Here is a 13,444-nt window from a genome sequence, read left to right on the forward strand (position 1 = left end):
AAAACTCAAGCAGGGAAGTCAGCACCCAGCGCGGACAGCACACCGAAGGCCTTGGTCCGGATTTCCTCGTACTCATCATCCGCCACGGAATCGGCGGTGATGGCTCCGCCCACGCCAAGGCTCAGCGTCCGGCCGCCTGGACCGTCGGGGTTTACCACCAATGTTCGGATGACGACGGCGAGGTCCGTGGCAGCGTTCAACGAGAAGTAGCCAATGGCGCCTGAATAGATGCCGCGAGGTCCTGACTCAAGCTGATCGAGGATGTCCATGGTGCTGATCTTGGGCGCGCCAGTCATGGATCCGGCCGGAAAAGCGACCGCCACGGCTTCGGCCCGCGGAGCACCCGGACGAAGGTGCGCGTCCACGGTGCTCACCATTTGGTGGACGGTGGCGTAGCTTTCGATCGCACACAGCCGGCTGACCGTCACGGACCCCGGAATGGCGAAGTGGCTGAGATCGTTGCGCAGCAGGTCAACAATCATGATGTTCTCGGCGCGGTCCTTGAGTGAAGTCTCCAAATCGTGCCGCAAAGCAGCGTCCTCGGAGGCATCAGCAGACCGGCCCCGGGTGCCCTTGATCGGCTCGGCCCGCATGCCGCCGTCGGACAGGATCCGAAGGAAGCGTTCCGGCGATGTGCTGGTGACCACCAGTTCGCCAAAGCGAAGGTAACTGGCGAACGGTGCCGGGTTCCGGCGTCGCAGGTTCAGGTAGGTGGCCCAGGGATCGAAGTCCCCCGCGGCCGCCTCAAGCGTGGTTGTCAGGCAGACCTCGTACGAGTTGCCTTCCGTGATTTCCTGTTGTGAGTCCGCGATTTTCCGTTTGTAGTCCGTCGCGGAGTCGCGGCTGACAAATTCGGGGACGGCCGCCGTCGGAACGGCGCCAGACAGCAAGGTCCCCGGCAGTACAGCACCAGACGGGGCGACTGCAACACTTTCGACGGCGGTGCGGGCCTCCCGGAACCATTCATCGGCGTCGGGCGCGTCCAGGGCGAGCAGCCAAACGGTGTGTTCGCGGTGGTCCAGCACCACGGCCCGGCCGGCGAAGAGCAGTGCCGCATCCGGGGTGTCGGAGCGGACGTCATTGCCGCCGGTCTCCCGTTTGAGTTCGTACCCCAGGTATCCGAGCCAGCCGAGCGTGAACTGGCAATCGTAGCCTCGGGGCGCGCGGACCGCCCGCCGGCCCCAGACGGAGTCAAGCCAGCGGAAAAACGGTCCGGACGTGCTCACGGTGGCGGATCCGGCCGTGACCTGAGTAGCCCCGGACCGGTGGAAGGCGGACTGCCCGTACGTGCCGCCGTCGTCCGCCAGGATGCTGAAGCGGCTGCGGGCGGCAGCTTGGGATCTGCCGGCCACGGCCGAGGCGTTGGAGGAATCGAGCCACACGGCGTTCGACGAGCGGCCGTACAGGGCATCAAAAAGGTGGGCAGCGTCCGGCGCCGCGTCCAGGCGCTCGGCACGCAATTGGAGGCCACGCCGCGCGCTGAGCTCCGGTGACAGGATCGCCGCGAGCGAGGGCAGATACATGAGGGCCTGCAGGACGTGGTCCGGGGCGCTGCCGTCTGCACGGTTCTGCACACGGACGTCTGCGGCGCTGATCACCGAATCCGCCTCAAGCCACTGGTCCTCTTGGGCAGCCCAGCTGTCCCAGTACGGTTCGTAGGTGCTCCCGTCACGAGTGAGAGCACGACGACGGCGATCGTCGCCGGGGGATTCGACCCACACCACGGCGTCCAGCATGGGACGGGCGGCCTCCGCCGCAGCGCCTACACCTTCAACAATGACGATTTCGGCCGGCAACGTGACGTTCAGGCCGCCGTCGTAGTGCTTCTCCCAATCCCAACTGATCCACTCGGCGGCTTGGCCGGTGCTGAGCGGAGCCAGGACGGTAGCGACGTAGCGCTCAATCCCCGGCATGAGGCCGTTCCAGCCAGGGTAGATGTCTTCCAGATGGAACAGCGAAACCTTGTGGTGCTGCCGCAACCGGGCTGCCAGTTCAACAGCCAGGGTGGTCTTGCCTGCGCCGGACCTGCCGTCAACAGCGATGATCACGGGTGCAGGGGTCATGACATAGAGGTTACCTGCTGGGGCTCGTGGGCTTGGGCGTTCTCAGCCGCGGTGATCGCTGCCTTGGCGTGCGTCACGATGCCCGGGATGGCTGCCTTGATGAGGGCCCACGTGTTGTCGAAGTCAGTGTGGCCGCCGTACCAAGGATCTTCAATGCCCAGGTCCAGGGAGCTCCGGCCGGTCATGTGCGGATCGAAGCTGCGCAGCATCCGCACCTTTTCCAGCGAAGCGGGGTCCGGCGCGCCCTCCTGCAGCCAGCCGAAATGATCTACGTCCAAGGCCAGGATCAGGTCCCGTTCGGCGAACCATTCGCGCCGCCATTTGCGTGCGATGTGGTTTTCCGACGCAATGTGCTGGGCCGTCAGGACGCGGGCGGCGCGGGGGTCTATGGGGTGCCCCACCTCGTACCCCGTGGTGCCCGCGGAGTCCACCACTACGAGGCGGCCGAGCCCTTCCGCGTCGAAGGCTTCGGTGAGCATGAGCGCTGCCATAGGGGAGCGGCAGATGTTTCCCGTGCAGACCGTAATGATGCGGTATGGGCTCGTCGTTGAGTACATGAAGCAAGCATGGTTGATGGCACCCCTCCTTGGCTAGGGGAGGGCTCGACAGGAAAGTCATTTTCGGTGTCGAATCTGTCACATAGTGTGGAGTGTGCGTAGTAAACGCTTTCTATTTGGTTTCTGATGGCTGGAAATTTGGCTTTTAAAGCAGCAAACTATTGCTTAATACGATAGTAAGCGCTTTCATTTTAACCCGTGAGGCCGGTCACAGTGGCTGGCCCGGACAATAAGGATGTTCCATGAGTGAAAGCCATAGTCATGTCCCTGATTCCCGTAAAACCAGAAACACCGGGTCGGCTCCCCTGGGGGCGCATGCCATCAGTAGGCGCGGCGCCTTGGGGGCCATGGCGGTTGTTGCCGGCGGGATGATGGTGCCGTGGGCTGCGGCGCCCGCCATGGCGGACACCCGGCCCAGCCAATCGCGCAGCCAAATCGTCACTGCGATGCCGGATTCCCACGTCGCCGAGGAAGACAGGCTCCAGATCTCGCTGTGCACCACCAACCTCCAATCCACCGGCTTCTACCTGCCCGCTGGCACGCCCCTGACGGTGACGGTGAAGGCGTTGACGGCACCGGAAGCCGTGCTCGTGGTTGGCGCCCCTGACGCAGATGGCCGCCCGGAGTTCAAGAAGCCCCGGGAGTATCCCCTGAAGAAGGGGAAGAACGTCATCACCGACGCCGGAGGTGGCGTGATCTACTACAAAGTGCCCGGAGCCGGCGGCTATGCCAGCGCAACACTGGATGCCGCCGCGCAGCCGATGCCCTACTTCGTCTACGGCCGCACCAGTGAACTGGAATTCCAGCGGCAACTCGATGAGCGTCCAACTCCGTTCGTGGAGTTGGTCAGTGCACATGCCACCGTCACCGTGGAGCGTGCATCGGCGCTGCGGTATCGATCCGAGAGCCACTCTGAGCTGATGTCCACCTTCGAGGATCTGATCTCCATTGAGGATGTGACCAGTGGCTACGACGGTTCCAGCCCCCTTCATGCACGTCAGGCCCATTCGTATCACCTGGTGGGGTATCCGTCGGCGATCGCCAACGTTGGGGCTTACGCCACACACGGCCATACCTCGTTCCCGCCTCCCATCCAGGATCGGCTCTTGACGGTGGAGGGGCTCCGGATGCGGGGCTGGGGCATCTATCACGAGCTAGGGCACCAGCATCAACAGGTGACCTACAAGCCCACCTCGCTCACTGAGGTCACGGTGAACGTCTACTCCCTTGCCGTAAACGCCAGCTTCGCGAAGAAGTACGGCCAACAACCCCGGCTCCACGTACCGGATGGAACCACCGGCCTGACGCCGTGGGAATCAGCCGTGCCCATGATTGGCAGCGACGGGGTGGTGTACGGGACCACGTTCGACGGCATGGAGCGACTGGTGATGTTCGAGCAGCTCCGCCTGGGCTTCAAGAATTTCTGGCCAACATTGCACAAGATCATCCGGGAGCAGCGCCCGCCGAAGGGTGACTACTGGGATGAGGTCTACAGGCTGCGTAACTTTGTGGTCTGGGCGAGCAAAGCCGCGAAAGTCGATCTGAGTGACTTCTTCCTCAAATGGGGCTTTGCCGTGGATGACGATGCGCGTGCCCAGATCGCAGCGGAAGGTCTGGTGCCGCCGTCGAGCGATCCCACCTTGATCCGTGATGAAGCGCAGCTCATGCTGGCCAAGCAGATCCAGGCGCAGAAATCCCTGGCCGCGCGCTCGGAGTTCGACCAGGCCGGCGCCCAGTAGGAAGTTATGCGGTGGCCGCCGGGGCTTTGGCTTCGGCGGCCAGTGCCGCGGCGGCCAGGTAAACGGTACGTACGACGGCGGCGCGTCGCCTTTCGGCGCGATCCGGACCGCCGCCTGCCATGAGTCCGTCGAGGGCGGGCAGCACGGGAGCAGCGTCGCAGAGGCTCACGATGGTGATGAGCAGGTCTCCGGCGTCTTCCCTGGAGATGCCGGGCAGGGCTGCGATGGTGCTGTTGACCTTCGATGCGCAGTTGGCCATCCGCTTGGGCAGGCCCACAACATCGGTGCCCCGTTCCAGCCCTTCCCAGAACAGGAGGCGTGGTGCCGTGGCGTCCGTTTGGTGATGGTCGAAGAGCCTGCCGGCGTAGTCCGCCATGGCTTCGGGACCGTTGCCCTCAATGGGAACCTCGTCCATGAGGGTGCTGAGTGCTGCAACGATCACGGCGTCAAAGAGCGCGTTCTTATTGCCGAAATATTGGTAGATCCGCTCTTTGTTGACTCCTGCCTCAGCGGCAATGCGATCAATGCGGGCGCCGGCCAGTCCACGCGCGCAAAACTCGGAGGTGGCCGCCTCAAGCAGCAGCCCCTTGGTTCGCTCTGTGTCCCACGCCATAGGGTCATGTTAGCAGTTTCCAACTAAGTAGTTGTAATTGTTTGCGGCCGCGGTTATGGTGAATCCAAGCCAATTGCAACTATCTGGTTGGAGAATGCCATGACTACCCAAGCCACTTCTGAAATCACCGCCGAGCCCACCACTGCGGCGCCTGCCCGTCCCAAGGCGCCCTCCGTTCATATGAGGGCCCTGATCACCTGGCTCGCCATCTTCCCGCTCGTGTCCCTCGGCATGATGCTTCTTGGCCCGATCATGGAGCCGTGGCACCCCGTCCTTCGCGCGCTTGTCCTGACGGCGTTCGTGGTTCCCACAGCTGTGTACTTCGTTGTTCCCCGCCTGTTCGCCGGCCACGGCGCCCTGAGCCGCAAGGCCGTGGAGCGCGCCGCCCAACGCGCAGCCCGCAAGTCCGCTTAACCCAAGCAGGCCGCAGATCAGGCCGTTCTCAACGCTCCGAACGGCCTGATCTGCGACCCCGTTGGGTGCAGCGCTGGGACTAAGCGTCCCGCAGCTTCCCGACGTCTGCGATGGTTGGGTACGCGGCCTGCGTGCCCTTCTTTGTGGCAGCCAATGCGGCGGCTACCGAGGCAAACGCGGCGGCGTCGGCAAGGGATTCGCCGGCGGCAAGCCGCGCAGCCACAGCACCAGTGAAAGCATCGCCGGCTCCCGTGGTGTCAACGGCTGAAACCCGGGTTGGGGCAATGCGCGTGATCTGATCCTCGGCGCCGCGCGCCAAGGAATCGAGCACCACGGAACCTTGCGCGCCGAGGGTCACCAATACACGCTGCAAACCCCGGTCCGCGAACTGGCTCCGGACAGGTTCCCATGCCTCGGCCTCTGCGTCGGCATCTGGCACGTCTGCTTCCGAGCCCAGGAACAGCGAGGCCTCGTGCGCGTTCACCAGCAACACATCGCTCAGGCCAGCCAAAAGCTCCGGCACCTCAGCGTAAGGGGAGAGGTTCAGCAGAACGGTCGCACCGGCGTCGTGCCCTGCTTGGGCGGCAGCAATTACGGTATCGGTCTCCACCTCCAGGCAGAGGCAGACCACGGCCGCATGCTGGAAGGCGTCGGGCGTAACGTCCGCAGGCCTGAGCGTGCCGTTGGCGCCGGCCGAGATGATGATGCTGTTCTCACCACTGGCGTCCACCGAAATGACTGCGACGCCGGTGGCTGCATCGGAGCGTCGGACGCGGGAAACGTCCACACCCGCACTGGCCGTCGAGTCCAGGAGCATGGTGCCGTTGGGGTCATCGCCCACGGCGCCGATCAGGCTGACCTGACCGCCAAGCTTGCTCGCAGCCACCGCCTGATTGGCGCTCTTGCCGCCCGGATTCACGGCGAACCCGTTGCCGTGGACCGTCTCGCCGGGTTGGGGGAGGCGGTCGCAGTAGATGGTGAGGTCTGCGTTCAGGGAGCCGACGACGACGATTCCCGCCTTGGGTGCGCTGGTCATGCGGTCACCTTTTCGTTGTCGGTCACCTCGGCGTCGACCGGCTTCGGAATCAGGAGCGAGGCCGCGAACGCCGCGAACGTGATGGCCAGGCCCACCACCACTACGGTCAGGTAGGAGGCCTTGGCGTCATTCAGCGAAGCGGTGGCCACCAGCACGGCAGGCAGAACCAGGAAGCTCAGCCCCGCGCCAAGGTTGAAGGCGCCCGCGTTCATGCCCGGGAGGAAGCCCGGGTTTCCCTGCGGCGAGAGAACTACGCCGAGTCCGTTCAGCATGATGTTGACGGTACCGGCGTACATGATGCCCAGCAAGGCCGTTCCCACAATCATCATGGGCAGGTTGCTGAGGCCGAAGAACGCAATGATGGCCAAGGCCACGAGGCTGCCCACCAGACCGATGCGCAGGACTTTCGTGTAGCCGAGCACCGGTGCAAGGCGGCCGCTGATGGGGCCGAAAAGCCAGCCGAGGAGGGCATACGGGGTGAGGATGATGAGGGACATTTCCGTGGGGCCAACGCCGAAGCCCGGATCGGCGGCCTGAACGTAGGCCGGGACGATGCCGTTGATGACCGCGAAGATGCCGGTCATGGTGAGGGTGGTGGTCAGCAGCGGTGCCCAGGTGGAGCGCTGGCGCAGGTGCACGGTTTCCACCATGGGCTGCTTTGCGCGCTTCTCTACAGTCCAGAACGCAAAGAACGCGACGGCGGCAACCACCGTGAGTGCTATCGCGAGGGTCAACGTACCGGCGTCGAAGGCAGTGGCCAGCTTGGAGCCCTCGTTCAGGGCCGTCAGCAGTGCGCCCACGGCGATCACGATGAAGAACACGCCCAACCAGTCCATGGTGGTGCCGGCAGCAGGTTTGCTCTCGCCGGCCAGGACAGCGATCAGCACAGTTGCTACGAGGGCCAGTGCCACCATGAGCCAGAAGATGCTGCGGAAGCCGAAGTTCTCAGCGAAGTAACCGCCAACAAAGGAGTCGACGCCGGCAACGCCGCCGTTGACGGCCGTGATGAGGCCCATGAGGGTGCCGTATTTACGCGGGTTGCTGACCGCGGAGCGGAGCATGATCAGGCAGAGCGGCACCGTGGGGCCGCTGACGCCCTGGATGATGCGGCCTACAAACAGCCACGTGACATCAGGGGCCATGGCTGCGATGACGGAGCCGACAGCCATGAGGAGCATCATGCCGACGAGGATCTTCTTGCGGCCGATGATGTCGCTCAGGCGGGGCAGGAAGAGGGAGAACAGGGCCGCCGCCGTGAAGAACCAGGTTTGGGACAGGCCGATGGTGGCTTGGTCCGTGTTGAGTTCGTTACCCATGGTGACCAGGGCGGGGCTGAGCATGGAGGCGTTGAGCTGGAAGGCCACGCAGGCTGCCAGCAGGGCCACCATGAGTGCGGTGACGTTGCCGCGGGAGGACTTGGTTTCTGCGGGGGCTGACATTACTTGGCCTCTCCTGCCAGGATGGCTTCTGCTGTGGCACTGACTTCGGCCTCAGCAACAGCGGTGGCGGCAGCGCCGTCGTCGTGCGTTGGTTCGCCGATCCTGACGATCGCATCGGTGACAAGATCCCAGAACTTCTTGTGGTCCAAATCCACAGCTACGGAGGTGTGGCAGTCGTCCGGAGCGGGCGCGCGGAAGTCAGCCACGGTCATGCCGAGGGTGAGTTTGCCCTGCAGCTCAATGTCCACGGGGACTTTGCGGGTGGTCATGACAGTGGGGTCGATGACGTAGGCGACCGCGCAAGGATCGTGGACCGGCGGGAAGTCGAAGCCCTGGGCGTCCTTGTAGGTCTTCTTGAAGAACTCCATCAGCTCCAGGACGAACTTGGCCGGCTTGGTGCCGATTTTGGCTATTTTCCGGACGACTTCATCAGTGGCCAGTGCCTGGTGCGTGAGGTCCAGTCCCACCATCACCACGGGCCACTTTTCGTTGAAGACGATGTGCGCAGCTTCGGGGTCGATGATGATGTTGAACTCCGCCACGGCACTCCAGTTGCCCACGTGGTAACCACCGCCCATGAGGACAACTTCCTTGACGCGCTCCACAATGCGGGGCTCTTTGCGGGCAGCCATGGCGATGTTGGTGAGGCCGGCAGTGGGGACCAGGGTGACCGTGCCCGGCTCATGAGCCATGACGGTGTCAATGATGAGGTCGACGGCGTGGCGCGGGTCCAGCTCGATGGCGGACTCGGGCTGCTCCGGGCCGTCCATGCCGGAATCACCGTGGATGCTGGGGGCCGTTTCGATGGTGCGGACCAAAGGGCGATCGCAGCCTGCCGCGAAGGGGACGCCCGTGATGCCCGCAATGGTGGCGACGGAGAGGGCATTGCGGGTGACTTTTTCCAGGGTCTGGTTGCCCACCACGGTGGTCACTGCGAGCAGCTCGATGTCCGGGTTGCCGTGAGCAAGCAGCAATGCCACTGCGTCGTCATGGCCAGGGTCGCAGTCAAGAATGATCTTCTTGCGTGCCGGTGTCATGGTGTTGGGATCCACGTTTCTCTCCACGTCATTGGGGCCTGCCAGGTACTTGCCCGGGGCAGGGCGCTAAGCATTCAGGGGAATTCTGGCACTGCTTTGCAGGTTACGTCAAACGCTTAACGTTGCGCTTCCGATGAATACGTCAAGCGCTTGATGCCTTCCCGCAGGTCAGCACGGTGCAACAACGCTACGATCGATGCATGGAATCCCTGGATCGGCGCCATGCCCGCGCGCCCCGCTCTCCACGCGTGACCGCCGCGATGGTGGCCGCACGTGCCGGCGTTTCCACAGCGACGGTGTCCTTGGTGGCCAACGGCAAAACGCAAGGGCGTGTCTCCGAGGACAACATCTCCCGGGTCCGCACAGCCATTTCCGAGCTGGGCTATGTGGTGGACAGCATCGGCAGTTCACTGGCCCGCGGGGTCAGCTCCATCGTCATTCTGGTGACGCCGGATGTTTCCAACCCGTTCTTCGCCAACGTGATCGCAGGAGTGCGGGAGTCCTTGGGTGCTGAGTATCAGCTGTTGCTCTCGGTGACCGACGCCGGTGAGTCACCGCAGGCGGACGACGTCCGCAAACTTCTGGCCCTCCGGCCCGCAGGCCTGCTGGTCGGTGCCCCCAGTGCGGAGTTCCTGGAAGATCTCTCAGCGGCCGGACCCCTGGTCCTGCTGGACGCGCCAGGCCTCGAGTCCTTTGCGCCCTCCGTGAATCTGGATGTCGCCCAGGGTGCCCGCGAGCTGGCCCGACACCTTGCAGCTTCCGGGCACACGCATGCCGCATATGTGGACGGCGTAACCGGGACCGCCACGTTCCAGCTGCGCCGGGAAGCCTTCCTGGAGGAGGCCTCCCGCTGCGGACTCTCTGTCGCCGACGGGCACATCATCAGCACATCCATCGACGTCGGTGCTGCCGCCGCCGCGTTCGCCGACGCCTGGCCGGGCTGGCAGCGCGAGGGCGTGACCGCCGTCGTCTGCGGCACCGATACACACGCTTACGGCGTGCTGCAGGAAGCGCGCGTTGAAGGAGTTCGGATCCCTGAAGAGCTTGCCGTGGCCGGCTTCGACGACCTGCCCTACTCGGCCACGAGCAATCCCAGCCTCACATCGGTGCACCTTCCCGCCACCCCGCTGGGACGCAAAGCGGGGGAGCAGTTGCGGGGACTCATGGAAGGCCTGCCGCTGGACGAACCACATGTGACGCTGGAAAGCTCACTGGTGGTGCGGGGATCTACGGCGTAGCAACGCTGATTTAGCGGGATAGTGGGCGGAGCTGCGCTTCCGAGACGGGGTTCGGCACCGTGAAGTAGATCTGGGGCGCGGTCATGTCGCCCCAGTCTTCCTTCTTCACCCGCACCACCGTTGGCGTTACTTCCGCAATCCGCACCCGCAGCCACGCGCCGTCGTCGAGCAGTAATTCGTGGGGGTCGGCGAGGTACCTCAGGCCGAGTCCATCCAGAGTCTCTTCGGCGCTCAACCAGTCCACAACATCGGTGCGTGGGCGTCCGAGCATGTCAATGGCGACGAATCCGTCATCTACGGGCTGCATCCAACCCACGTGCTCACCGTCGTCCGCGCGTCGGTGCTCTATCCAATCCGCTTGCATGACTCGACGGTAGCAGCCGCGTCTTGCCGCTGCGCTGCTGGGGCTAGTGAATGACTGCGAGCAGGATGCCCACGAGGACGAACAGGCAGCCAAAGATGCGGTTCAGGATGGTTTGGCCGCGCTGGTCGTGGGTAAACCGTTGGAAAGACCGGGCAGCCAAGGCGAAGAAGAACCACATCACCATGATGTCGATGAACAGCACGGTGGCCGTCAGTACCGCATATTGCTGGAGCAGCGGCTGGTCCGGCCTGATGAACTGGGGCATGAACGCGAGGAAGAAGACGATTGCCTTGGGGTTCAGCAGGTTCACCCAGATACCGCGTTGGAACATGGACAGGGCGGACTCGTTCTTTTTGTCCGCAACCTCTTCTTTGTCCAAGTCCGGCTTGTGCAGGAACTGCCGGATGCCCAGGTAGACCAAATACGCGGCACCCGCATAGCGGATCACGTTGAAGATCACCGGCGAGTTGGACACCAGCACGCCAACGCCCAGGGCAACGATCACGATATGGATGACCAGGGCCACCTGTTGGCCGAGGATGCCCCAGATAGAGCGCCGGAATCCGGAATTGAGCGAGTTGCTCATGGTGAAGATGGCGCCGGCGCCGGGAGTGAAACTGATCAGGGTGCCGGCACCAACCAGGGCCAGCCAAAGTGAAAACTGCACACCTCAGCTTATGTCGGTCAGACGGATGCTCAGGACGCGTTCCTCCACCACCCTCTTTGGCGGCGAGAAAACCGGAATGCACCCGGAACTGGTTGTTTTTGGCGGCAGCCCGGATCAAAGAAGGTGGGGAAGGTACAGCCAAGTCCAACGCCGTAAGGCAAACTGGTGCCGTGAGCGGAATCCCGTGGGTGCTGCACGTTGATCTGGACCAGTTCATTGCCGCTGTCGAGGTACTTCGGCGGCCTGAGCTTGCAGGTAAGCCGATCATTGTGGGTGGCAGGGGAGATCCCACCGAGCGTGCCGTGGTGTCCACCGCCTCCTATGAAGCAAGGGCTTTCGGGGTTGGTTCGGGCATGCCCTTGAGGATCGCTGCCCGGAAAGTTCCCGACGCCATCATCCTGCCCGTCGATCAGGAGGCCTACCTTGCGGCCTCGGACGTCGTGATGGCCACCCTTCGCGCGCAGCCCGGGGCCACGGTGCAGGTCCTCGGCTGGGATGAAGCTTTTGTGGGTGTGGAGACTGAGGACCCGGAAGCCTACGCCCGGCAGATCCAAGCTGCTGTCCTGGAGCAGGCCCAGTTGCATTGCAGCGTAGGCATCGGCGACACGCTGGTCCGCGCCAAGAACGCGACGGATTTCGGCAAACCTGCAGGCACCTTTCGGCTGACCAAAGCGAACTGGCTGGAGGTTATGGGTGACAAGCCCACCAAGGAATTGTGGGGCGTGGGACCAAAAGTGTCGCAGCGTTTGGCGAAGCACCACATCACCACGGTGGCGGAGCTTGCAGCAATCGACCCGCAGGAACTGGTGCCGGAGTTTGGGCCCAAGATGGGGCCTTGGTACGCACAGTTGGGACGCGGGGAAGGTTCCAGCGAGGTGGATGACACTCCGTGGGTGGCCCGGGCACATGGCCGCGAAACAACCTTTCAGCAGGACCTGACAGAACCCGCCCAGATCAGCGACGCCATCAAGGAGTTGACCGCCCGCGTCCTCGAGGACGTGGCGGCCGAGGGCCGGCCGGTGATTGGGCTGACGCTCAAGGTCCGTTACAAGCCGTTCTTCACCAAAACCTACGCAAGGAAGATCCCCGAGTCATTCGACCGCGAGGAAGTCCTGGCGCAGGCTTTGGATCTTACAGCGAAGATCGAACCGGACCGTCCCATCAGGCTCCTCGGCCTGCGTGCAGAGATGTCCATGACCGAGGAAGCCCGCAAGGGACACACGCCGACCCGCAGCGGCTGGTAACGCCCGCAACAAACAGAACGCTCGACGGCGGCCCGCAGGCTACCAGCGAGGGTGAATCGCTTCGCGGAAGTAGCGGTCGTAGATGTCCCGAACTCCATCAGCCAAACCAGCCCCTACCACCTGCAGATCTCCGGCTTCGGCGTTGGCCCGTGCCTGCTCGGCCGAACGGGCGCCGGGGATGACCGCTGTGACGCCGTCTTGAGCGATGACCCAGGCGAGGGCCGCCTGAACGGTGGTGACGCCGTCGGGGACTAATCCGCTGAACTCCTGGGCGGCCTTGACGCCGGTGGCGAAGTCGACGCCGGAGAAGGTTTCGCCGACATCGAAGGAGGCGCCGTCGCGGTTGTAATTCCGGTGGTCGTCGGCGGGAAATTCTGTGTCTGCCGTGTACTTGCCGGACAGCAACCCGGAGGCCAGTGGCACGCGGGCAATGATGCCCACGCCGGCTTCCTTGGCGGCTGGCAGCACCTCGTCGAGGGGCTTGAGGCGGAAAGCGTTGAGGATGATCTGCACGGAGGCGGTGTTTCCGCGTTTGATGGCTTCCAGTGCCTCGTCCGTGCGCTCGACGCTGACGCCATAGTTGCGGATGGCCCCTTCGCTGACCAAGGTATCCAAGGCATCGTAGACCTCGGAGTTGCTGTAAACGGCAGTGGGTGGGCAGTGCAGTTGCACCAGGTCCAGGGTGTCCTGCTGCAGGTTTCGCCGCGAACGGTCTGTCCAGGCGCGGAAGTTCCGGAGGGCGTAATTTTCGGGAATCTGGTCCACGCGGCGCCCCATTTTGGTGGCTACTGTGACGTCCAGATCCGGGTTGGCGCGGAGGAAGCGGCCGATGATTTCCTCACTGCGTCCATCACCGTAAACATCGGCGGTATCGAAGAAATTCACGCCCGCCTGGACCGAGGCTTCCAGCACGGCAACGGCGTCCTCTTCGGTGACGTCACCCCAGTCCGCTCCGAGTTGCCAGGTGCCCAGCCCCACGGTGGAGACGGATCGGCCGGTCTTGCCAAGTATGCGCTGTTCCATGGGTTCGACT

13 protein-coding genes are annotated in these 13,444 nt (G+C 63.8%); 4 read left to right on the forward strand and 9 right to left on the reverse strand.

Features of this window, described 5'->3' with window-relative positions:
• Positions 1-5: 5 nt before the first annotated feature.
• Positions 6-2,063 (reverse strand): aminodeoxychorismate synthase component I, encoded by a 2,058-nt coding sequence (gene pabB / locus BMY91_RS13825; RefSeq protein ID WP_090822866.1) that lies wholly within the window; start codon positions 2,061-2,063, stop codon positions 6-8.
• Positions 2,060-2,620 (reverse strand): low molecular weight protein-tyrosine-phosphatase, encoded by a 561-nt coding sequence (locus BMY91_RS13830; protein ID WP_090822868.1) that lies wholly within the window; start codon positions 2,618-2,620, stop codon positions 2,060-2,062. Before BMY91_RS13830 ends, pabB begins: the two co-directional genes overlap by 4 nt.
• 242 nt (positions 2,621-2,862) lie before the next feature.
• On the opposite strand from BMY91_RS13830, the gene BMY91_RS13835 reads away from it, so the two are divergent.
• On the forward strand, positions 2,863-4,359 hold the full coding sequence (locus tag BMY91_RS13835) for a M60 family metallopeptidase (RefSeq protein WP_090822870.1): 1,497 nt from the start codon (positions 2,863-2,865) through the stop codon (positions 4,357-4,359).
• 4 nt (positions 4,360-4,363) lie between these two features.
• Here BMY91_RS13835 and BMY91_RS13840 read toward each other — a convergent pair whose 3' ends face one another.
• Positions 4,364-4,972, reverse strand: coding sequence for a TetR/AcrR family transcriptional regulator (locus BMY91_RS13840; RefSeq protein ID WP_090822872.1), 609 nt, complete (start codon positions 4,970-4,972; stop codon positions 4,364-4,366).
• Positions 4,973-5,071: 99 nt separating this feature from the next.
• On the opposite strand from BMY91_RS13840, the gene BMY91_RS13845 reads away from it, so the two are divergent.
• On the forward strand, positions 5,072-5,386 hold the full coding sequence (locus tag BMY91_RS13845) for a putative antibiotic biosynthesis monooxygenase (RefSeq protein WP_090822874.1): 315 nt from the start codon (positions 5,072-5,074) through the stop codon (positions 5,384-5,386).
• A 79-nt stretch (positions 5,387-5,465) separates the two neighbouring features.
• Here BMY91_RS13845 and BMY91_RS13850 read toward each other — a convergent pair whose 3' ends face one another.
• From BMY91_RS13850 to BMY91_RS13860, 3 genes are read right to left on the reverse strand one after another with little or no spacing between them, the layout of a single operon-like run.
• A complete protein-coding gene (locus BMY91_RS13850) occupies positions 5,466-6,422 on the reverse strand; it encodes a ribokinase (RefSeq protein WP_090822876.1) in 957 nt (318 codons plus the stop codon).
• Positions 6,419-7,861, reverse strand: a complete 1,443-nt coding sequence (locus BMY91_RS13855) for a uridine transporter UriT (RefSeq protein WP_090822878.1) — start codon at positions 7,859-7,861, stop codon at positions 6,419-6,421. The genes BMY91_RS13850 and BMY91_RS13855 overlap by 4 nt, the downstream gene beginning before the upstream one ends.
• Positions 7,861-8,898: a uridine-preferring nucleoside hydrolase UriH gene (locus BMY91_RS13860; protein ID WP_090823472.1), complete on the reverse strand. Its 1,038-nt coding sequence runs from the start codon at positions 8,896-8,898 to the stop codon at positions 7,861-7,863. Before BMY91_RS13860 ends, BMY91_RS13855 begins: the two co-directional genes overlap by 1 nt.
• Before the next feature lie 200 nt (positions 8,899-9,098).
• On the opposite strand from BMY91_RS13860, the gene BMY91_RS13865 reads away from it, so the two are divergent.
• Entirely contained in the window at positions 9,099-10,136 is a 1,038-nt protein-coding gene (locus BMY91_RS13865; RefSeq protein WP_090822879.1) for a LacI family DNA-binding transcriptional regulator, read from the forward strand.
• A 10-nt stretch (positions 10,137-10,146) separates the two neighbouring features.
• On the opposite strand, the gene BMY91_RS13870 is transcribed toward BMY91_RS13865, so the two are convergent.
• Together BMY91_RS13870 and BMY91_RS13875 are read right to left on the reverse strand one after the other, a co-directional pair.
• Positions 10,147-10,500: a hypothetical protein gene (locus tag BMY91_RS13870; protein WP_090822881.1), complete on the reverse strand. Its 354-nt coding sequence runs from the start codon at positions 10,498-10,500 to the stop codon at positions 10,147-10,149.
• A gap of 43 nt (positions 10,501-10,543) precedes the next feature.
• On the reverse strand, positions 10,544-11,167 hold the full coding sequence (locus BMY91_RS13875) for a LysE family transporter (protein WP_024818313.1): 624 nt from the start codon (positions 11,165-11,167) through the stop codon (positions 10,544-10,546).
• Between the two features lie 188 nt (positions 11,168-11,355).
• On the opposite strand from BMY91_RS13875, the gene BMY91_RS13880 reads away from it, so the two are divergent.
• Positions 11,356-12,411: a DNA polymerase IV gene (locus BMY91_RS13880; protein ID WP_090823474.1), complete on the forward strand. Its 1,056-nt coding sequence runs from the start codon at positions 11,356-11,358 to the stop codon at positions 12,409-12,411.
• A gap of 39 nt (positions 12,412-12,450) precedes the next feature.
• Here the strand turns inward: BMY91_RS13880 and BMY91_RS13885 are convergent, their stop codons facing one another.
• A complete protein-coding gene (locus tag BMY91_RS13885; RefSeq protein WP_090822883.1) occupies positions 12,451-13,434 on the reverse strand; it encodes an aldo/keto reductase in 984 nt (327 codons plus the stop codon).
• Positions 13,435-13,444 lie beyond the last annotated feature (10 nt).

It is taken from the genome of Arthrobacter sp. yr096 (genome assembly GCF_900108925.1).
Lineage (GTDB): Bacteria > Actinomycetota > Actinomycetes > Actinomycetales > Micrococcaceae > Arthrobacter.